The 20,936-nt window shown below is 60.3% G+C and carries 20 protein-coding genes; 5 read left to right on the forward strand and 15 right to left on the reverse strand.

Annotated elements, in window-relative coordinates; all coding sequences use genetic code 11:
* Positions 1–80: 80 nt before the first annotated feature.
* The 5 genes from J5289_RS08535 to J5289_RS08555 all read right to left on the reverse strand — a co-directional run bounded on the left by J5289_RS08535 (position 81) and on the right by J5289_RS08555 (position 6,661).
* Positions 81–1,439: an esterase-like activity of phytase family protein gene (locus J5289_RS08535; protein ID WP_209187380.1), complete on the reverse strand. Its 1,359-nt coding sequence runs from the start codon at positions 1,437–1,439 to the stop codon at positions 81–83.
* 104 nt (positions 1,440–1,543) lie between these two features.
* Positions 1,544–2,617, reverse strand: coding sequence for an adenylate/guanylate cyclase domain-containing protein (locus J5289_RS08540; RefSeq protein WP_209183373.1), 1,074 nt, complete (start codon positions 2,615–2,617; stop codon positions 1,544–1,546).
* A gap of 93 nt (positions 2,618–2,710) precedes the next feature.
* Positions 2,711–3,856 carry a ribonuclease D gene (gene rnd, locus J5289_RS08545; RefSeq protein WP_209187381.1) on the reverse strand — a complete coding sequence of 382 codons (1,146 nt, stop codon included), beginning with the start codon at positions 3,854–3,856 and terminating at the stop codon, positions 2,711–2,713.
* An 83-nt stretch (positions 3,857–3,939) separates the two neighbouring features.
* Positions 3,940–5,331 carry a multicopper oxidase family protein gene (locus J5289_RS08550; protein WP_142829616.1) on the reverse strand — a complete coding sequence of 464 codons (1,392 nt, stop codon included), beginning with the start codon at positions 5,329–5,331 and terminating at the stop codon, positions 3,940–3,942.
* Positions 5,332–5,422: 91 nt separating this feature from the next.
* Positions 5,423–6,661: an MFS transporter gene (locus J5289_RS08555; RefSeq protein WP_142829614.1), complete on the reverse strand. Its 1,239-nt coding sequence runs from the start codon at positions 6,659–6,661 to the stop codon at positions 5,423–5,425.
* A 225-nt stretch (positions 6,662–6,886) separates the two neighbouring features.
* On the opposite strand from J5289_RS08555, the gene aspS reads away from it, so the two are divergent.
* Positions 6,887–8,677: an aspartate--tRNA ligase gene (gene aspS / locus J5289_RS08560; protein ID WP_209183379.1), complete on the forward strand. Its 1,791-nt coding sequence runs from the start codon at positions 6,887–6,889 to the stop codon at positions 8,675–8,677.
* Positions 8,678–8,794: 117 nt separating this feature from the next.
* Here aspS and J5289_RS08565 read toward each other — a convergent pair whose 3' ends face one another.
* The gene (locus J5289_RS08565; RefSeq protein ID WP_209183381.1) at positions 8,795–9,985 is read right to left on the reverse strand and encodes a hypothetical protein; all 1,191 of its coding nucleotides are present in this window, start codon (positions 9,983–9,985) and stop codon (positions 8,795–8,797) included.
* Between the two features lie 229 nt (positions 9,986–10,214).
* On the opposite strand from J5289_RS08565, the gene parC reads away from it, so the two are divergent.
* Positions 10,215–12,494 (forward strand): DNA topoisomerase IV subunit A, encoded by a 2,280-nt coding sequence (gene parC / locus J5289_RS08570; protein ID WP_209206590.1) that lies wholly within the window; start codon positions 10,215–10,217, stop codon positions 12,492–12,494.
* Between the two features lie 18 nt (positions 12,495–12,512).
* On the opposite strand, the gene J5289_RS08575 is transcribed toward parC, so the two are convergent.
* From J5289_RS08575 to hemB, 6 genes are all read right to left on the reverse strand, one after another.
* Positions 12,513–12,905: a type II toxin-antitoxin system death-on-curing family toxin gene (locus J5289_RS08575; RefSeq protein ID WP_209183385.1), complete on the reverse strand. Its 393-nt coding sequence runs from the start codon at positions 12,903–12,905 to the stop codon at positions 12,513–12,515.
* Positions 12,902–13,123: an AbrB/MazE/SpoVT family DNA-binding domain-containing protein gene (locus J5289_RS08580; RefSeq protein WP_142829605.1), complete on the reverse strand. Its 222-nt coding sequence runs from the start codon at positions 13,121–13,123 to the stop codon at positions 12,902–12,904. Before J5289_RS08580 ends, J5289_RS08575 begins: the two co-directional genes overlap by 4 nt.
* Positions 13,124–13,188: 65 nt before the next feature.
* Positions 13,189–14,076 carry a DMT family transporter gene (locus tag J5289_RS08585; RefSeq protein WP_209183387.1) on the reverse strand — a complete coding sequence of 296 codons (888 nt, stop codon included), beginning with the start codon at positions 14,074–14,076 and terminating at the stop codon, positions 13,189–13,191.
* Positions 14,077–14,850, reverse strand: coding sequence for an arginyltransferase (locus J5289_RS08590; RefSeq protein ID WP_142829601.1), 774 nt, complete (start codon positions 14,848–14,850; stop codon positions 14,077–14,079).
* A 157-nt stretch (positions 14,851–15,007) separates the two neighbouring features.
* Entirely contained in the window at positions 15,008–15,466 is a 459-nt protein-coding gene (locus J5289_RS08595) for an RDD family protein (RefSeq protein WP_209206589.1), read from the reverse strand.
* 168 nt (positions 15,467–15,634) lie between these two features.
* Positions 15,635–16,648 carry a porphobilinogen synthase gene (gene hemB, locus J5289_RS08600; protein WP_209183388.1) on the reverse strand — a complete coding sequence of 338 codons (1,014 nt, stop codon included), beginning with the start codon at positions 16,646–16,648 and terminating at the stop codon, positions 15,635–15,637.
* A gap of 132 nt (positions 16,649–16,780) precedes the next feature.
* On the opposite strand from hemB, the gene J5289_RS08605 reads away from it, so the two are divergent.
* Both J5289_RS08605 and ldtR read left to right on the forward strand, forming a co-directional pair.
* Entirely contained in the window at positions 16,781–17,218 is a 438-nt protein-coding gene (locus tag J5289_RS08605; RefSeq protein WP_209184090.1) for a DUF6163 family protein, read from the forward strand.
* A gap of 130 nt (positions 17,219–17,348) precedes the next feature.
* Positions 17,349–17,864 carry a transcriptional regulator LdtR gene (gene ldtR / locus J5289_RS08610; RefSeq protein WP_142829595.1) on the forward strand — a complete coding sequence of 172 codons (516 nt, stop codon included), beginning with the start codon at positions 17,349–17,351 and terminating at the stop codon, positions 17,862–17,864.
* 146 nt (positions 17,865–18,010) lie between these two features.
* Here ldtR and J5289_RS08615 read toward each other — a convergent pair whose 3' ends face one another.
* The 3 genes from J5289_RS08615 to J5289_RS08625 form a co-directional block, all read right to left on the reverse strand.
* Positions 18,011–18,541: an AAA family ATPase gene (locus tag J5289_RS08615; protein WP_209184091.1), complete on the reverse strand. Its 531-nt coding sequence runs from the start codon at positions 18,539–18,541 to the stop codon at positions 18,011–18,013.
* 347 nt (positions 18,542–18,888) lie between these two features.
* Positions 18,889–19,131, reverse strand: a complete 243-nt coding sequence (locus tag J5289_RS08620; protein ID WP_209183390.1) for a hypothetical protein — start codon at positions 19,129–19,131, stop codon at positions 18,889–18,891.
* A gap of 157 nt (positions 19,132–19,288) precedes the next feature.
* Positions 19,289–19,666 (reverse strand): helix-turn-helix domain-containing protein, encoded by a 378-nt coding sequence (locus J5289_RS08625; RefSeq protein ID WP_209183392.1) that lies wholly within the window; start codon positions 19,664–19,666, stop codon positions 19,289–19,291.
* 94 nt (positions 19,667–19,760) lie between these two features.
* On the opposite strand from J5289_RS08625, the gene J5289_RS08630 reads away from it, so the two are divergent.
* Positions 19,761–20,825 (forward strand): SDR family oxidoreductase, encoded by a 1,065-nt coding sequence (locus tag J5289_RS08630; RefSeq protein ID WP_209183394.1) that lies wholly within the window; start codon positions 19,761–19,763, stop codon positions 20,823–20,825.
* Positions 20,826–20,936 lie beyond the last annotated feature (111 nt).

The raw sequence follows: 20,936 nt of genomic DNA on the forward strand, positions 1-20,936 counted from the left end.
TGAGGGGACGACACTTCCGGACCGTCCCCTCATCTGTCCTTCGGACATCTTCTCCCCGGTGGGGAGAAGGCGGGTTCAACTTACTTCGCGTTCAGGAACTCGCCGACCTCGAGAAGTACGAACTCGTTGTCGTCAGCCTTGCCGAGTGTCCGGCCGGAAGAGAACGGCAGGTTGTTGTCGTTGCCAACGATGATATGGGTCGCATCGACGCGGTCGACATTCTCGATGGTCACGAACGGCATGTCGTAGAAACCTTCGCCGCCGCCCTGGCGCTTCTTGTTGTTTGGGTCGGCGATGTGCATCAAGTCGATATAGCCGATCTTGCGCACGGCCTTTCCGACGTTTTCTTCGGTCATTTCGATCTTGTAGACGCGCTTGTGCTTGGCGGCGACGGCAAAGCAATCGGGCTTTGGCGCCTTCGGATCGGCGCAGACCTTGTCGCCGGTGCCGGCACCGTTGTCGCGTTCGATCACCAGCCCGGTGCTGGCATCGAGCATGTTGAAATCGCCGATCGATTCGCCGCCGGGCGAGAACGGATAGAGCCAGGAACGTCCGGTCCAGTTTTTCGCAGCAACGTCGAGTTCGATGATCCGCAGTGCCGGCTGACCGTCGACCTTCTCCACAGACCCGTCGTCCTGATAGAGCGCGCCTTCCAGCAGAGCATAAAGCTTTGTGCCGTCCGGCGACTTCGCAAGCCCTTCAAAGCCACGCGAGCGAGCGAGATTGAAGGCTGGCAGCTTGAGTGTGGGGTTGGCCGGCAGCGAGATCGTCGGATTGTCGGGGGATTTGACCGGCTTGCCGTTGACGACGGTGGCTATCACGTTGGTCAGTCGGCCCTCGGTGTCGAAATGCAGCATGTAGGGACCGAATTCCTCGCCCGTCCAGAAACCGTCGGCCACGGGCTGGATCGATTCGACGTCGAAATCGGCACCGGTGAGGTAGCGCTTCTCTGCGCCTTCGAGAACGATCGGGAAGGGCGCCTTCTTGTCCGGGTCGGAGAGGAAGACTGTTTTCAGAACCTCGACCTTGCCGCTATGCCAGTCGAATTTGAGGTGGTGATACATTAGCGCTGCATCGCTGGAATTCGCCTTCGAGCCAAATCCGTTGTCGGAGAGGCTCCAGAAGGTGCCGTCCGGCATGGTCTTGATGCCGGAGAAACCCTGCACGGCCTGACCATCGAAGGGCAGCGCGAGATCGGTTTTCACCAAGCCGTCCATGCCGGGGACGCTGCCGAGAACGGTGGCGCGCTTACGGTCGGGAGTGGTGAATTTACCGGCCGTCTTCAGGAAGTCCGGCGCATCGGCAGGCGCTGCAATGATCGTGTTGGCAGGCAGAATGGCCTGTGCGGTCAGGGTTGCCGGAAAGGCCTTTTCCTCGGCGAAAGCCTGAGACGACATCAATAGGGAAAGCGCCACGGAGGCGTAAAGGATTTTGGTCATGATTCTCACCAGTTCCGGTCGGGATTGACGCCCGAGGAGTTACGGCGGGATCGTGTCTGTGAGATTATGCTCGGATTAAGTTTTGATGACAGCGAAGCACAACTTCAGGACGCTTTTCCGAGATTGAGCGAAAGCTGCGATGGCGGGCGCGCAATTCCGTCGCCAAGGTCGGTCAGAGCGACGACCCCGACCTCCCGGCCACGTCCCTTGACCGCGTGGTTGCCGAGATATTCCGCATGGATGCCTTTGGGCAATGTCATGAGGTCGGCAAGGTCGGACGAGATGAGGACATGCCTTTCCAATGTCTTCGAAAGACCCTCGAGGCGGGCAGTGGTGTTCACCGTGTCTCCGAAATAGGTGATCTTGTGACGATCGACGCCGATTTCCGCCGTGATCACCGACCCGCCGTGCAGGGCTGCGCGCAGACGCGGGACCTGGCCGTAGACCTTCAGCCAGACATCCTTGTTCTTCTCGATGTTTGCAAAGATATCGAAAATGCAACGGACGCAGCAGCCGTTCTTGATGCCGCGTTGCAGCGGCCACGTGACGATGGCGGCATCGCCGATGTAATCGTCTATGGCACCGTTATGGCGACGGATCTGTTCGGCGAATGTCCCGAACAGCGAGCCGAGATACTGCTGCGTCCTGAGGTCGCCGTGCTGCTCTGCAAATGCCGTGGAGCCGACCAGATCGATAAACAGAAAGACCCGTTCCTCCGGCACCGGATTACGGTAGCGGCCTGTCAGCAAGCTTATGAAGACATCGCGGCCCAGCAGCTCGCGGACACGCATGATGAAAACCATCAGGGCGGTAACCGACAGCGCATAGACCAGAACCTCGGCGGACAGGATGGTCGCCTCCGCCCAGCTCGTGTTGGTTATGCCCATGATTTTCAGCAGGCTGCCAGAAATCGCATAGCCGACGCTGATGAGCGCAAGGTCGATCAGCAGCGCGATGGGAATATAGGCCGGTGTCGGCAGCCGATGGACGCGATAGTAAAGACCGGGCAGCACCAGTCCACGCTCAAAGACCAGCACAGGCATGCCGGTCGTCAGGGCAAAGATGGCTCCGATATAGAAGTGCGATTCGGGATAGAAAGCCGCGCCGTAAAAAACACCGGACAACGCAACGACGGCAGCGATAGCAAGCCAGTTCAACGCCGTGGGCAGAGTTCGCATGGTTCGTTCCGACAGGCAGATGACAGACGTCTGCCGTTATTGATCCCGCCCAACTGCTGCGGTCAAGCCTTTTCGGTCCGAAGACGGTTCCCGCTAGATGGCGATCGTCTCCACCTTCTTGTCTACAAACCGCAGCGCGACCTCGCCCTTGATGAGTTTCAGCGCGGTATCGCCGAACAAGTCTCGACGCCAGCCGGAAAGGGCCGGTACGTCGGCCTTGTCGCCTTCTGCAGCGATCCGTTCGATGTCTTCGCTGTTGGCGATCACCTTAGGCGCCACGGCGTTCTTTTCCGCAATCAGCTTCAAAAGCACCTTGAGCAACTCGGCAGCGGCAGCGGTCCCTTCCGGGGCCTGCGTATGGCGCGGAACATGCGGCATGTCGGCCTTCGGCATGTCCAGAGCGGCGTTGATAGCCTCCAGCACTGCGCCGCCGGCCGATGAGCGTTCCCAGCCCTTCGGAACGGTGCGCAGGCGGCCGAATGCCTCCACGTCACGCGGCTGCTGCTGGGCGATCTCGTAGATCGCATCGTCCTTCAGCACCCGCGAGCGCGGCACATTGCGGCTGCGGGCCTCGCGCTCGCGCCAGGCGGCGACGTATTTCAGCACGGCCAGTTCCTGCGGCTTGCGCAGCCGCATCTTCAGCCGCTGCCACGCATCGTCCGGATGCAGGTCATAGGTGTCGCGCGATTCGAGGATCGCCATTTCCTCAGCAAGCCAGGAGGCGCGGCCTTCGCGTTCCAGTTCGTCACGCAGGAAAATATAGACGTCGCGCAGGTGGGTAACGTCGGCAAGCGCGTAGTCGAGCTGCTTTTCCGTCAACGGACGGTGTGTCCAGTCGGTAAAGCGCGAGGTCTTGTCGATCTGGATATTCTTGATACGGCTGACAAGCTGGTCATAGGAGACCGAGTCGCCGAAGCCGCAGACCATCGCAGCAATCTGCGTGTCGAACACCGGATGCGGGATCAGGTTTCCGCGATTGTAGATGATTTCGATGTCCTGGCGCGAGGCATGGAATACCTTCAGCACCGAGGTGTCGGCCATCAGCGCGAAAAACGGCGCAAGATCGATGCCGGGCGCCAACGGATCGACAATGACCTCGGTTGTCGGGCTCGCCATCTGTATCAGGCAAAGCACCGGCCAGAAGGTCGTCTCGCGAAGAAATTCGGTATCGATGGTGATGAATTCTGACTTGGCCAGCTCTTGGCAGGCCGCCTCTAATTCGGCGGTAGTTACGATCATTTGGACACATTCATACGAAATTAGTTCTTGAACCTTCCTTTCCCTTTCGCTTCGATATGTCAATAAGCTGACGAGCCCGAAGGCTAAACGACCCGCAGATAGCTGGTCATGCCAGTCTTTTGATGCTCGATGATGTGACAATGCAGCAGCCAGTCGCCGGGATTGTCTGCGACGAAGCCAAGCTGGACCTTTTCGTTCGGCTGAATGAGATAGGTGTCGGAGACGAATGGCTGGACAGCGCCGGTTGTCGAGGAAAGCACCGTGAAGCTCATCCCGTGAAGGTGTATGGGATGGGAGTGCGGCGTCAGGTTTTCCATGTCGAACACATAGCTCTTGCCAAGCTTCAGTTCCGCCAGCGGCGCCGTCGGGTCCGGCGTGTCGCCCGGCCATGGCACCTTGTTGATGGCCCAGAAACTGTAGCCGAGCGAGCCGCAGATGCTGTCGGTCGACGTATCCTCCGCCGTCGCGCTGAGGATGATCGGGATATGCTCCGCGGCCCCGACATCGGCCTTGGCCACCGGGTTTGCGGCCAGCGGCGCCAGATCGCCCATGTCGCGCTTGAGCGAGCTACCGACCGCCTTCAGCGTCGCCAGCGTCTTCGGGCTGGTACCATGGATATCCTCAAGCGTGACAAGCGCCCCTTCGCTGTCCGGCATGCGGATGGCCAGTTCCAGCCGCTGGCCCGGCCCGAGTTGCAGCACGTCGAGAGGAAAGCGCTTTGGCACCGGGTTGCCGTCGATGGCGATGACTGCAGCCTCTGCGCCAGCGATCTTGAAGGAAAATATCCGCGTCACGTCGGTAATCGCCAGCCGCAGCCTGACGAGGCCGCCGGCGGGCGCGTCGTATTGCGGTTCGATCTGCCAGTTGGCCGAACGTACCGTGCCGTAGGTTCCGGACCGTGCCGAGTCGCGCGGCTTGAACTGGGCGATGAACTGTCCGTCGCCACCAAGCCGCCAGTCGCGCAGGTTGACGACGATCTCGGCATCGAATTGCGGATCCTTCGGATTATCGACGACGATCACCCCGGTCATGCCGTGGCCCATCTGGATCAGAGTGTTGCAATGGGGATGATACCAGAAGGTGCCCGCATCCGGCGGCGTGAAGGCATATTCGAATTTTTCGCCGGTATAGACATAGGGCTGTGTCAGGAATGGCACCCCGTCCATCGCATTGGGGATACGCATGCCGTGCCAGTGGATGGTCGTCGGCTCGTCGATGCCGTTGATCAGTCTTGCGGCAAAGGGTTCGCCCTGGCGCATGCGCAACACCGGCGGCATGCCATCGGCGCCATAAGTCAGCACGTCCCTGGTCATCTCGGTGCCGGTGATGTTGGCCTGGATCTTGTTTGATTTCAAGATAACCGGTTCCGGCGCTGCCTGGGCACGTCCGAAGCGACCCGCCAGACCCATGCCGACACCGTAAACGCCGGCTACGGCTGAAGCCTTGATGAGATTGCGGCGGGTGAAAACGGCCATGCTATGCTCCGGACGGGGTCTAACCGGTCCTGTTTAAAGTTGAGCGCACTATTCAGCAATAGCACCTGTTTGGCCAAACTGCCGCAGTCACCTATTGTTTATCGCGCTCGGAAGGCGGCGTGGCGAGCTTGTTGAAATAGGTCGAGGTCCGCAGCAGATTGCGAAACCGCATGCTGCGCCGCTCCGTCGGCACGCCCTCGCGCACCGTCATCCGCTGCAGTGTGTAGAGCATGAAGAAAAATAGCACGGCGGCCATGTAAATAAACAGCACGCGCGGGCCGAACCTGTCGAGCATGAAGGCTGCAAACATCGGCCCGACGATGGCGCCTACCGACCAGAAAAACAGCGTGCCTGCCGAGACCAGGGCATGTTGGCCCTTGGCGGCGTGATCGTTGGCGTGGGCCGAGCAGAGCGAGTAAAGCGGCATGCAGAAGGCGCCGAACATGAAGATGCCGACGAAATTGCGCCATTCGCTGCTGCCCGCGACAAGCGCCAGGAACAGGCAGCCGATCAGCGCGCCAACGGACGAGACGAGGATGATGAGCCGCCGGTCGAGCCTGTCGGAATAGGCTCCGAGCGGATATTGCAGCACGATGCCGGCAAAGATCCCGACGCTCATGAAGGTTGCGATCCCCGTCACCGACAGGCCGATGCCCTGCGCATAGACCGGACCCAGCGAGCGGAACACCGAGTTCGTCAGCCCGACGACGACACAGCCGACAGTGGCGAGCGGCGATATCCGCCATAGCGTCTTGATATCGAAGCGGATGGCCTCAGGTGCGCCCGGGCTCGAGCGGTCGGCAAAGGAGATCGGTACGAGCGACAGGCTGAGCGCCATCGATATGATGGCAAACAGCTGGAACCCGTCGATGCCGACGGACGGGATCAGGTATTGCGCCAGCGTCACCGAGCCCAGGTCGACGAAACGGTAGACCGACAGCGTCCGAGCCCGGTTGGAGTTGGTCACGCGGGCGTTCAGCCAGCTTTCCACAACGGCAAAAAGCCCTGCAAAACACAGGCCCTGCACGAGCCGCATGCTGAACCAGAACCATGGCACGATCAGCAGCACCATGGCGATCGAGGCGGCCGATGCGATTGCGGCCAGCGCAGAGAAGGCGCGGATATGGCCGATAGAGCGGATGATGCGGGTGACATAGACGCAGCCGATGGCAAAGCCGATATTGTAGCCGGTGCCGACGAGCCCGATGGTCGAGGCCGAAAACCCCTCGTGCAGGGCGCGCAGCGAAATGAACGTCGCCTGCAGGCCGTTGCCACCGATCAGGATACCGGCCGTGACGAGCAAGGGAATAAGGGGTCGGATCTGGCTCATCGGGGAGGGCCTGCAAACGAATCGAACCATGACCGCGAGCGGCCCGGCAACATGGCTGTCTTTCTAGGCGGGGTTTGGCTATAAAGACAACCTCAAACGCGACGAGGCGTGGCAAGTCTTGACAAATGAGGCAGGCCATGCGCTTTTCCGCCCGATTTTCTCGACGGGGAGATCGCGGCATTTCGACCGCTTCTGCCACCGTCCGCCAAGCCCAGGAATGATAAAATGCATCGCTATCGCAGCCATACATGCGCCGCTCTCAGCAAGTCCGACGTCGGGTCGACCGTGCGCATCTCCGGCTGGGTCCACCGCGTCCGCGACCACGGCGGCCTGCTGTTCATCGACCTTCGCGACCACTATGGAATGACTCAGATCGTTGTCGATCCGGATTCACCTGCCTTCAAACAGGCTGAACTGGTCCGCGGCGAATGGGTCATCCGCGTCGATGGCCTCGTCAAGGCACGCACCGAGGACACCGTCAACAAGACGATGCCGACAGGCGAGATCGAGCTCTACGCACAGGAGATCGAGATCCTGTCCGTCGCCAAGGAACTGCCGCTGCCAGTGTTCGGCGAGCCCGATTATCCGGAAGACGTGCGTCTGAAGTACCGCTTCCTCGACCTTCGCCGCGAGACGCTGCACAAGAACATCGTCAAGCGCAGCCAGATCATCTCCGACATCCGCAACCGCATGACGTCGGCCGGCTTCGGCGAATACACGACGCCAATCCTGACGGCCTCGTCGCCGGAGGGCGCGCGCGACTTTCTGGTTCCGTCACGCATCCATCCCGGCACGTTCTTCGCGCTGCCGCAGGCGCCGCAGCAGTACAAGCAGCTGTTGATGGTGGCCGGCTTCGACCGCTACTTCCAGATCGCGCCCTGCTTCCGCGACGAAGACCCGCGCGCCGACCGCCTGCCGGGCGAATTCTACCAGCTCGACATGGAAATGAGCTTCGTCACCCAGGAAGATGTCTGGGACACGATGGCGCCGATCATGACATCCGTCTTCGAGCAGTTTGCTGAAGGCAAGCCCGTCACCAAGGACTGGCCGCGCATTCCCTACGATGTGTCTATCCGCAAGTATGGTTCCGACAAGCCCGACCTGCGCAACCCGATCGAGATGCAGGCCGTCACCGAGCATTTCGCCGGCTCCGGTTTCAAGGTTTTCGCTGGCATGATCGCGTCGAACCCCAAGGTTGAAGTCTGGGCGATCCCGGCCAAGACCGGTGGCTCGCGCGCATTCTGCGACCGCATGAACGTCTGGGCCCAGTCGCTCGGCCAACCGGGCCTCGGCTACATCTTCTGGAAGGAAGAAGACGGCAAGATCGTTGGATCCGGCCCGCTTGCCAAGAACATCGGCGAGGAGCGCACCGAAGCGTTGCGCATCCAGCTGGGCCTGGAAGCCGGCGACGCCAGCTTCTTCGTCGCCGGCGAACCGGCCAAGTTCTACAAGTTTGCAGGCGAGGCGCGTACCAAGGCTGGCGAAGACCTGAACCTCGTCGACCGCGACCGCTTCGAGCTGTGCTGGATCATCGACTTCCCGTTCTACGAATGGAGCGAGGAAGAAAAGAAGATCGACTTCGCGCACAACCCGTTCTCGATGCCGCAGGGTGGCCTCGAGGCGCTGCAGACGCAGGATCCGCTGTCGCTGAAGGCCTACCAGTACGACGCCGTCTGCAACGGTTTCGAGATCGCCTCGGGCTCGATCCGTAACCAGTCGCCGGAAGCCATGGTCAAGGCCTTCGAACTGGTCGGCCTCAGCCAGACCGATGTCGAGGAACGTTTCGGTGGCATGTACCGTGCATTCCAGTACGGCGCCCCTCCGCACGGCGGTTGCGCCTTCGGTATCGATCGCGTCGTGATGCTGCTGCTGGGTGCGAAGAACCTCCGCGAAATCACGCTGTTCCCGATGAACCAGCAGGCCCAGGACCTGCTGATGAACGCGCCTTCGTCGGCAGCACCGAAGCAGCTCATGGAGCTGTCCCTGCGCGTTATCCCGCCGATGAAGAAGGACTGATCTCGGTCTTCAGAGCGTTGCAAATTGGAACCCGGTGGCGAAAGCTGCCGGGTTTTTTGCAACAAAAAACCCGGCGATACAATCGCCGGGTTGCATTCAGGCAATCGACACTGACGATCAATCGTTCGCTGATACCTTCAGCCCGATGACCTTCGGGATGGTGTTCGGGGCCCCCATGGCGGCGCCGACGATCATCGGGAAGGGGACCGGCTTCTCCGGGGAGGCATTCAGCGTAAAGCTCTGCGGATTGTCGAGGTAGCTGTTGATCGCGGCGGATACCGAGTTCTGCAGTTCCGGGATGTTCAACTGCGCTAGCATGATTGGCGCCAGGCCCTTCAGCGTGTTGGCCATCTGGGCGCCAGAGACGTTTTGCGTCGAACCGGCATAATCCAGCAGGCGCTTGGTGATGGAGGCGTCCTTGAAGTGGATCTCGGCGCTGTCAAGCGTCAGCTGCTGCATCAGCCCCATCATGGCAAGGCCGGTGGCCTGCTGGGCTGCCTGCTTGTCAGGGTTTGCCTGCGCAGCCTTTGCGGCCTCCTGCAGCGATTTCATGAATTCCATCGTGTAGCCGGAGATCGCCAGCGACAGGTCGAGGCGGCCGATATTGTCGAGGTCGAGGCCGAGATCTTCCACTGTGACGGTGCCGGGCTTGATATCCCAGCTGCCCTTCATCGTCAGGGCGCCGGAAACGTGCTGCAGGGCAAGTTTGTTGATGGTGTCCTGCGATGCCGGGTCCTTGACGTCTGACAGGTCCGCCTTGATGGCGTTGACGTTGCCCGTAAATTCGAAACCGGAATCGTCATGGGTCGGCGTCAGCGCGAAATCCATGTCCTTAACCGACAAGACTTCCTTGCCTTCCTTGGTGACCGCCAGCGGACCCGTATGGGCTTTGGAATAGAGCAGCATTCCGTCGATGCCTTCGGCATTGGCGTCGCCCGGCACTGTTACTCCACCCAGGAACATGTCGCTTGCGGTGTAGGTCACGCCCTCGTTGGTCACCGAAATATCCGGAAACGTCACTTTGTCGATAGCGTAGCCGCCGTCACTTTCTTCCGTGACATCGCTCATCGTCACCTTGCCGAGGGGAACGCCCTGGCCGCCGGACAGCGGCTTGAACGAAGCGCCCTTGAGCGTCACCGTCGTGTCGTCGACATCGACGCTGTCAGCTGCAAGACTGACGCCCTGGATAGCGTAGGCAGCGTTCATCTTCTTCAGCAGATCGTTGCCATCGAGAGCGAAGGCCGAGCTTGCGAGCGAAAGAATGGCGGCGCTGGACAGCATCAGCCGGGTTGTCCGGTAAAAAGTCATGTCGGGCTTTTCCTCATTGGCCAAGTGACAAATAGATATGCAGTGTAGACGTATGAAGCCGGGTTTGTATCGCCCGTGTCTAAAATTCTGGTGAATTGCAATAGGGAAATGCGCTCCAAGTCTCTTCACTGTTGCATTGCGGTCAATCTAGGGCGCTGTGCGGCTTAATCCACAGGCTGATACCCCTGTATTCCTTGCCGGACATCAGCTTCTCCGCTAGGCAAAGCCTATGGGACAAGAGATTTTGCCGCCTTCTGGCGGGGGCGATGACAGTATTCTGCCGATTGATCTGAAGGCGGCGCTCGAGGAGCGTTACCTTGCCTATGCGCTGTCGACGATCATGCACCGGGCGCTGCCTGACGTGCGCGATGGCCTGAAGCCCGTCCATCGCCGCATCATCCACGCGATGAGCGAAATGGGCATCCGCGCCAACTCGTCGTTCAAGAAAAGCGCCCGCATCGTCGGTGACGTCATCGGTAAGTTCCACCCGCACGGCGACCAGTCTGTCTACGACGCTCTCGTCCGTCTGGCCCAGGATTTCTCGCAGCGCTATCCCATCGTCGATGGCCAGGGCAACTTCGGCAACATCGACGGCGATAGTGCCGCCGCCTATCGATACACCGAAGCCCGCATGACCGATGTTGCGACGCTGCTGCTCGAAGGCATCGACCAGGACGCAGTCGACTTCCGTCCGACCTACAACGAGGAAGACAGCGAGCCGGTCGTCATGCCCGGCGCCTTCCCGAACCTGCTCGCCAACGGCACGTCGGGCATTGCCGTCGGCATGGCGACATCCATCCCGCCGCACAACGCCCATGAGCTCTGCGACGCAGCATTGCACCTGATCAAGCATCCGGATGCCACGGTCGAAGACCTGATGGCCGATCCGAACAATCGCGAGAAGGGTGGCATAGAGGGTCCCGACCTTCCGACCGGCGGTATCATCATCGACAGCCGCGAAAGCATCGTCGAGGCCTACAAGACGGGGCGCGGCGGTTTTCGCGTTCGCGCCAAATGGGCGGTCGAGGATCTCGGTCGTGGCGGCTACCAGATCGTCGTCACCGAAATTCCGTTCCAGGTGCAGAAGTCGCGTCTGATCGAAAAGCTGGCCGAGCTGCTCAACGCCCGCCGCCTGCCGCTGCTGGAAGACGTGCGCGACGAATCCGCCGAGGATGTCCGGCTCATCCTGGTGCCGAAGAGCCGCACGGTCGACCCGACGATCCTGATGGAATCGATCTTCAAGCTTTCCGAGCTCGAAAATCGTATTCCGCTCAACATGAACGTCCTCTCCATGGGGCGCATTCCGCGCGTCATGGCGCTGAACGAAGTCCTGCTGGAATGGCTCGCCCACCGCAAGGACGTGCTGATCCGTCGCTCGAAGTTCCGGCTCGCAGCGATCGATCGCCGGCTCGAAATCCTCGGCGGCCTGCTGATTGCCTATCTCAACCTCGACGAGGTGATCCGGATCATCCGCGAGGAGGACGAACCGAAGCCAGCCTTGATCGCGCGCTTCGGCGTTACCGACATCCAGGCCGAAGCCATCCTCAACATTCGGCTGCGCAACTTGCGTAAGCTCGAGGAGTTCGAGATCCGCACGGAATTCGACGCCCTGTCTAAGGAGAAGGCTGAGATCGAGGCGCTGCTTGCCTCCGACGAAAAGCTCTGGGCGACTATTGCCTGGGAGATCGGCGAGGTCCGCAAGAAATACGCCAAGGCCACAAAGCTCGGCGCTCGTCGTACGGTTTTCGCCGATGCACCTGAAACAGATCTTGAAGCCATCCAGCAGGCGATGATCGAGAAAGAGCCCGTCACTGTCGTTATCTCGGAAAAGGGCTGGATCCGGGCGCTGAAGGGTCATATCTCCGACACGTCAACGCTGACCTTCAAGGAAGGCGATGCGCTGCGCCTGGCGTTCCCGGCCCAGACCACCGACAAGCTGCTGATCGTCACGACCGGCGGCAAGGCCTACACGCTCGGCGCCGACAAGCTGCCCGGCGGTCGCGGCCACGGCGAACCGCTGCGTCTCATCGTCGAGATGGAAAACGACCAGGACGTACTGACCGCCTTCATTCATGATCCACATCGCAAGCTGTTGATCGTCTCGACCGAGGGCAACGGCTTTATCGTTCCGGAAGCGGAGATGGCTGCCAACACCCGCAAGGGCAAGCAGATCATGAATGTATCGATGCCGGCAGAGGCCAAGCTGCTGGTGCCGGTCAAGGGCGATCATCTTGCAGTCGTCGGCGAAAACCGCAAGATGGTGGTCTTCCCGCTGGCGCAGATCCCCGAAATGTCGCGCGGCAAGGGCGTACGCCTGCAGCGCTACAAGGATGGCGGCATTTCCGATGTCCGTTGCTTCAGCCTTGCCGATGGGCTGACCTGGGCAGACAGTGCCGGCCGCAGCTTCATGAGATCGAAGGACGACCTGATCGAATGGCTCGGCGACCGCGGCGCTGCAGGCAGAGCCGTACCGAAGGGCTTCCCCCGTAGCGGTAAATTCTCGGGCTAGCGAGGCCACCTGCCGGGGTCACTTTGGCAGGGGCACGCTCATATCACGCAAAAAGCGCGTCGCGCCGTCCTCGTCGATCTCGCCGGCGGCGACGCCGAGGACGAATTCGATTACCATCACCTCTTCAGCTTCGATCAAGTGACCGTTGATGTAAAGAAATGTGAAGGCTGCGAGAAAGCCCGTCCGCTTGTTGCCGTCAGAGAACGGGTGGTTTCTTGTCAGGCCATAAAGGTAGGCGGCCGCCAGAGCGAAAATATCGTCTTCGCCATAAGCCGCCTTGTGAAGCGGACGGGCAAGCGCTGCCTCCAGCGCATTCTCGTCTTTTAAACCAGCAAGCCCGCCATGCTCGGCAAGTTGCTCATGATGCATGATTTCAATGGCTTTGCGGCTCAACCATTTGAGCTCGCTCACTTTGCCAGCTCACGAAGAGCAATACGATATTTCTGCATGCCGATGCGGGCCGCACGCAGTTGCTCAGCTAGATCGGGCTTCTGGTGGACCAACTGGAAGCCGTTTTCGACTTCCCGTAATTCGAGGCTGTCGCCGCTCTTCAGGCCGAGGCTCTGCAGCGCCTCCTTCGGCAGAATCACACCTTCAGAATTGCCGATCTTGCGAATGATGACGTTCATAGCTCTGGCTCCGATGTTGTAACTACGTTATAACACGAACTAAAGTCGGCCGCAACGCCGCGTCTTCATCCAGCCAGCGCTGCTTGACGACCCTTCGTTCGGGCCTGCCAGAGCGAGTGGCTCGCCAGCGCGACCATCATGATGGAGCCGCCGATCAATGTCATCGGGCGCGGTGTCTCCTCAAAGATCATCCAGATCCATACAGGTGCAAGGATGGTTTCGAGGAGGTAGAACATCGCCACCTCAGGACCGGACAGGTAGCGGGGGCCTGTGGCAAGGCACCAGAAGGCGAGCGGCATCATCAGGCCGCCGTCGAGAAGGATCCAGAACGGGTGATCGACAACCAGCCCTGCGGGCAGGGCATAGGATAGCCCGATGGCCGCCGGGATGACCGTCGCCAGCAGCGGCATGAAGCCCATTCCTCGCTTCGAGCCCCGGCCAATGGTGATGGCGCAGGCGGTGGTCAGCGCCGAAATGGCCGATAACAGGTCGCCGAGCCAATGTCCGCCGCCGATGCCATCGCCAACGATCAGCCCTACGCCCACCAGCATGGCCAGCATCGTGGCTATGGTGACGTTCGACGGTCGCTCGCCAATCACGAACCATGCAAGAAGGGCCGCGAGCATCGGATTGAAGGCGAGGATGAATACGACATTCGCGGCGCTGGTGTAATAGACCGCGAGGATGAAGGTGACAGTGCCGATACCATAGAACAGGCCAACCCAGAGGCCGGTTGCGCCCGGCAGCAGCAGGCGCCATGGCCGTCCGCCCGCCCTGAGGACCAGCAGCAGGATAATGCCGACAGAAAGGGTAACGATATTGCGCAGGCCGAGGATCGACCAGGCTTCACCGCTGGAAAGACGAATGAGCGGGATGTCCATCGATAGCGCGAGGCCGCCGATGGTCGTCAGCAGGAGGCCCTTGCCATGGTCGGATAAGGCTGAAAATCCCATTCAGACAGCGCTGGGGTCGAGGGAGGCCGGGTCGAACCGTTCCCATCCGCGCGGCGTCAGATGCTCCTGCGGCTGGTAGCGCGTCTTGTAGTCCATCTTGCGAGAGCCGTTGACCCAGTATCCGAGGTAGACATGCGGCAGGCCGAGCAGCTTGGCGCGGCGGATATGGTCGAGGATCATGAAGGTGCCGAGCGAGCGCTTGTCGAGCGCTGGATTGTAATAGGAGTAGACCATCGAAAGGCCGTCGCTCATCACGTCGGTGAGAGCTGCGGCCATGAGTTCGCCGGTCGGACGCTCCTGCAGGCCAGAACCTTCCTCGCGGCGGCGATACTCGATTATGCGTGTATTGACATGGGTATCCTCGACCATGATGGCGTAGTCGAGAACCGTCATGTCGGACATGCCACCCTGCTGGTGTCGGTCATCGAGATAGCGGCGAAACAGCGAATATTGCTCGCTCGAGGGCTGGGCCGGAAATTCCGTCGCGATGATGTCCTCGTTTGTCGCCACGACGCGGTTCATGGATCGTGTCGCTTGGAACTCCTGGGCGAGGATACGCACGGAGACGCACGCACGGCACGCCTCGCAAGCCGGGCGATAGGCAATGTTCTGCGAGCGCCTGAAGCCGCCCTGGGTGAGGATGTCGTTCATCTCCGTGGCGCGCGCGCCGACCAGATGCGTGAACACCTTCCGCTCCATTTCGTGCGGCAGGTAAGGGCAGGCAGCCGGAGCGGTCAGATAGAACTGCGGAGATGGCGTTGTCTGCGTGTTCATCAGCCGAAAATCGACCTCTCGTCAGTCGTCAAAAGTGTGCCCGTTCAAGCATGGCGAAAGAATGCGAAACGTCAACACCGGGAATTGCTCCCGGCTGACGTTTTGTCGCTTCTGCGAAACAAACTTCAATTCTGCAATGATATAGGCCCGATCTGTCTCAAATCGAGCGTACGGTCACCGTGCCGATCAGCAGGTCGTGCAGGAGCCTGCTGCGATCGGTGAACAAGCCGACGAGCAGCACCAGCGGCGTCAGTACCGAGTTGAGGATCCAGAACAGCACGAGATGGACGATCGCCGTCATGAAATCGATGCGCTGCCCGTCGATGCGGCGCATGCCGATGCCGACCGAGCGCATCCCGAGCGACGCCTGCGCTGGCCCGCCGACAGTCATGCCGAAGTACAAGCCTGCAACGATGACGAACAACGCCGGATACAGGAAGAACCCGAGCCCAAGCGTGGCTACCGAGACGATGAACAGAAGGATGCCGGCCAGAATGCACAGCAGGGCAACGATGAAATAATCGAGGATGAACGCGAACACGCGGCGGCTGAGAACGCCACTGTAGGTGCGCCAGTCGTCCTGTACGGCGGGAATTGGGCTAGGGTTCAACGACATCATCGTGCTCCGCGGTTACGTCGTCAGAGATATGGTATGGCCGCCGGGAAATCGCAAGAGCGCCAAGAAAACCGCCCCCGCAATAAGGGCGAGGATGAGGGGCATGCCCCTCTAGCGTCATCGCGACGCCACAGCAATCAGCGGCCCCTCCCGACAGTCAGACCGCGCTCACCTCTTGGCAAGCGCCTTGGCGACGTCGATGGCGAAATAGGTCAGGATGCCGTCGCATCCGGCGCGCTTGAAGGAGAGCAGGGTTTCCATCATGGCCCGGTCGCCGTCGATCCAGCCGTTCATCGCCGCCGCCTTGATCTGCGAGTATTCGCCAGACACCTGGTAGGCATAGGTCGGCAGGCCGAACGCCTCCTTCAGCCGCCAGCAGATATCGAGATAGGGCAGGCCGGGCTTGACCATCAGCATGTCGGCGCCTTCCTCGACGTCCATCGCCGCCTCGCGCAGCGCTTCTGTGCCGTTGGCCGAGTCGATGTAATAACTCTTCTTGTCGCCCTTCAGCAGGCTGCCCGTGTTGATCGCCTCGCGGTAGGGGCCATAGAACGCGGAGGAAAACTTCGTCGCATAGGACATGATGCCGACCATCTGGTGGCCGTGCGCGTCCAGCGCGCGACGGATCGCCCCGATGCGGCCGTCCATCATGTCTGACGGGGCGATAATGTCGGCGCCGGCATCGGCCTGGACGATGGCCGCCCGGACGATTTGGTCAACCGTCTCGTCATTGATGATCTCGCCATCGCGCAGGATGCCGTCATGGCCATGGCTGGTGAAAGGGTCGAGCGCCACGTCGGTGATGATACCGATGTTGGGAACTTCCCTCTTGATGGCCCTGGTTGCGAGATTGATCAGGTTGTTCGCCTCAAGGCTCTGTGAGCCCGTCTGGTCGCGCAGTGCCATCTCGACGTCTGGAAAGGTGGCAATCGCCGGAATGCCGAGATCGGCGGCCATCCTGGCGGCCTCGACCGCCTTGTCTATCGTCATGCGGTTGACCCCGGGCATGGCCGTGATCGGATCGACGATACCGGTACCTGGAATGAGAAAGATCGGCCAGATGAGATCGTCGACTGTCACCCGGTTTTCCTGCACCATGCGACGGGTCCAGTCGGCCTTGCGATTGCGGCGCATGCGCCGATGGCCGGTGATCTCGTCCACCAGGTGGGTCTTGTCCGACATGTCGGTCGTCCTTTATCTCTGTCCTTGTATAGGCCGCTCATTAGCATGGTGGCGATGCAAAATAAAACCAGACGAAAGGCCGCAGCCATCAAGCCGCTGGCGAGGTGCCGATTGCCTGCCTATGATTTGCCCATGAAACATGATTCTTCCGCCATTCCGAAACGCAGCGTCCTGGACATCCTGTTCATCGTCTTCCTGCGCCTGATCGCCGTGTCCTGCCTATGGTTCGGGCTGCAATACTGGTCGATGCTGGTGGGCTATTCTCTGGCTGGCCAGGGCCGCTTCGATTTGCTGAGTCTGCCCTGGAAGGTCGCCGGAGCAGGCCTTGCCGTCGTTTTTCCCGTTGCAGCCCTCGGCCTGTGGCTGACGGTGTCCTGGGGACCGGTAATCTGGCTCTGCGCTGCGGGCGGCCAAGCGCTGATGTACGGGGTATGGCCGCAGGTGTTCGGCAGCAATCCGCTGGTGATGATCCTGCATGCCGCAGTGGTCATTCTCTACTGCATTTTTCGCGTCATGCTCTACGTGGAGAAGCGGCAGCGCCGCAAAAGTGTAACCGTTGATTTACCCTGAGACACATCGGGCCTTTGGTAAGGTGCTGTTAAGCCTGCAGTTTAAGTAGAATTTTATGTGTATTCGATAGTGTCTGTCTCAAGGCGGGAAGAAAACCAACACCGCCAAACAAAACAGTGAGGCAGTCATCATGAACACGAAAATCAAGCCGCAGGCCGTGTCTCCCGTCCAGGACGTCAAGGTCGAAGCCATCCGCGATCTCTACATGGAATCGCTGCACCTGGTCGAGCGTCTCCACCGCCGTCTCCTCGATGTCATCAAGGACGAGTTCGACCGCCAGGGTCGCAGCGACGTCAACGCCATCCAGGCACTTCTGCTTTTCAACATCGGCAACTCGGAACTGACCGCCGGCGAACTTCGCTCACGCGGCTATTATCTGGGCTCGAACGTTTCCTATAACGTTAAGAAGCTCGTCGATCTCGGCTTCATCAATCACCAGCGCTCGCGTATCGACCGCCGCTCTGTCCGCATCAGCCTGACCGACAGCGGTCAGGACATTGCCGAGACTGTCGCCAAACTCTACGAGCGCCACATCGGCTCCATCGACAAGGTCGGCGGCATCGGCACCGACGAATTCACTCAGATGAACAAGCTCCTGCAGCGCCTCGACCGCTTCTGGAACGACTCGATCATGTACCGCCTGTAAAATCTGCCGGGCCGTTATCCCAGATGGCCCGACCGAGACCTCCAGTTGGTCATGAAGGCGCAATCATGCGGTGACGCACGATTGCGCCTGCTGGCGTTTGTGGGAAAGACGCGATCCCGATAGACTGAGGCCGATGGACTTCGCTGTCAGAGCGACAAGGTTTTCCGTGCCTCCGCGGGCATGGCTGCGAAGATTGCCGAAATGCTTTCTTCGACGGAGAGGCGGGCGGTGTCGAGGCTGAGGTGCGGACTATCCCATGGCTCGTACTGATGTTGCGCAACATCTTCCCAGGTCGGCAGCTTCAATCCTTCGACAGTTGACGGTCGGCTTTCCACACGATGCCGATGCATCTCCGGGTCGGAACATACGACCTCGACCTCGATGAAGCTCACTTTTACCTCTGCTGCGATGTCCCTGAATGCTGCACGGGTTATTTCGAAAGGATTGACAGAGTCGGCAATCACGAATTGGCCGAGGGCGAGATTGTCTGCAGCGAGGCGGTAGCTCGTCAAATAGCCGGCCGGACCCACATCCTTGCCTTGCGGTAAAATCTCGGCAGAACGAATTGCCTGCTCAATGGAGTCTATGCGCAGGTAAACCGCCTTGGTCCGGCTTGCCAAGGCTTGGGCGATGGTGCTTTTCCCGCTGCCGGGCAATCCGCCAAAGATAAAAAACATCCGACAATTCTCCGTCGTTCGCATACGACTCCAGTCGGCCACAGGTCTCCTGGTAGCATTGGCGATATTTACCGCTGCCACTGCGACAGATTTATATCGCCTCTCGATTGTTCGCGAATTCCAAATGCAGCGTTTTACCTTTCGCCGCCAGATCGTCACAGAAACGTAACGAAAACAATGCTATCTCGACGTCGGACTGATCACGTGCCATCTGCAAATTTTGACGGGCCGTTATCCCAGATGACCCGGCAGAGACCTCCAGTTGGTGCCTGAAGGGCGCGGCGGTGCAGGGATGTGCGGTCGCGCCCGCAGGTGTTGACCCGGCGCGACCATCTTTTCGCAAAATGTTATCGGGCAGTCTTGGTCATCAGGGCGCGACCGGCATTGCGGATGGTCAAAGCCGAATCCGCCATCGGTGCGACGAGGCCGGCGGCGATGGCAGACGTCAGGGCTTCTGCGTAATCTTCGCCTTCGAGGCCGTGCTTCTTGGAGTGATTGAGGACAGCGCCGCGGGTGGAGGTCGGCGAGGCGCCGAAACGGCTGTTCTGAAAGGCGTTTACGATGATCAGGTATTTTTCGTCCAGGGTCATGATAGCTCCGATGCGGTTCCGGTGGTGCTACCAGTAAGCGAGGCCAAGCGATACCTTCGTTCTGCACGGGTGGCAGAATTCTTGCATTATCTGGCTGTACGGCCGATTTTTTGTGCTTTTTTCGGCCGGCTCTGACACTGTTTGCCCCAATCTGCAGCTAGCCACGCCGGCGCGATTTCGGTCTGGATGCCAATTGGTCGAGGGCGCCGGAATGGGCTTTTCCCCAGTTATACAGCATCTCGATCGGCTCGACGAACTCGATGCCGAGAGGCGTCAGGCTGTATTCGACGCGGGGCGGGACAACGTCGAACACCTGCCGCGTCACCAGCCCGTCATGTTCCATCTCTCGCAGCGTCTGCGTCAGCATCTTCTTGCTGATGCCGGGCAGGCTGCGCTGCAGAACGCCTGTGCGGCAGGTTCCGCCGTGCAGCGTATGCAGTGCGTGCAGCACCATGCTCGTCCACTTGACGCTGAAGAGCTCCAGCACCCGGCGGGGCGCGCAGTCTTCCTCGTGGGTCGGTATATCGTCTTTCATGGGCACCTCCCGGTGGCTATGGCACTTAACGGTGCCTTCTAGCAGAGCCTGCGTAAATTGCCTATTTCCTCTTCAGCAAAAGGAGTTTGGAAACATGACGAAATCAGCCCTCATCATTGGCGCCACCGGCATTGTTGGCAATAACCTCGCCCGCCATCTCATCGACAAGGGTTTCGAGGTCGCAGGCCTCGCCCGCAATCCGGCAAGCGACATTGCCGGCCTGCGCCCGGTTGCAGCCAACCTGCTCGATCCCGAAAGTCTTGCCTCCGCCGTGCGCGACCTGAAGCCGAGCCATGTCTTCTTCAGCACCTGGTCGCGCCAGGCGACTGAACTCGAAAACATCCGCGTCAACGGCGCGATGGTGAAGAACCTGCTCGATGCGCTCCGGCCACACAAGTCGGTGGAGCATGTGGCGCTGGTCACCGGCCTGAAGCATTATCTCGGACCTTTCGAGGCCTACGGCAAAGGCGTGTTGCCGGCCACACCGTTCCGCGAGGAGCAGGGTCGTCTCGAAGTCGACAATTTCTACTATGCACAGGAAGACGAGGTTTTCGCCGCCGCCAAGACCGATGGCTTTAGCTGGAGCGTCCACCGCCCGCACACCATCATCGGCTACGCACTCGGCAACGCCATGAACATGGGCGTGACGCTTGCCGTCTACGCCTCGATCTGCAAGGCGACCGGCCGTCCCTTCATCTTCCCGGGCTCGCCGATGCAGTGGAACGGCTTGTCGGACATGACCGACGCCCGCCTGCTCGCCCGCCATCTGGAGTGGGCCTCGACCACGGACGCAGCCCGGAACAAGGATTTCAACGTCGTCAACGGCGATGTCTTCCGCTGGAGCTGGATGTGGCAGCGCATCGCCGCATGGTTCGACATCGAGCCACAGCCGCTGCCATCCGAAATGACGACGCTCGAATCGCAGCTCGCCGATGCTGGCCCGATCTGGGCGGACATCGCCGCCAAGAACGGTCTTGCGGAACATGACATCAACAAGCTCGCCTCCGCCTGGCACACGGACGCCGATCTCGGCCGCCCCATCGAGGTGATGACAGACATGAGCAAGAGCCGCAAACTCGGTTTCCTCGACTACCAGGCTACCGACGACAGCTTCACGGACCTCTTCACCCGCCTCCGGGAAGCCCGCATCATCCCCTGAGTGAGGACAGCACCGCCGGGGATGGGCATGGTTTCGCCCCCGGCAGTGCTCTATATCATCCCTGGCCAGGTAGCTTGTAATCCTTGGCCCCGTCGCTCGTCATCCTCGGGC

Source organism: Rhizobium sp. B230/85 (assembly GCF_019355735.1).
GTDB classification, from domain to species: Bacteria; Pseudomonadota; Alphaproteobacteria; order Rhizobiales; family Rhizobiaceae; genus Rhizobium; species Rhizobium rhododendri.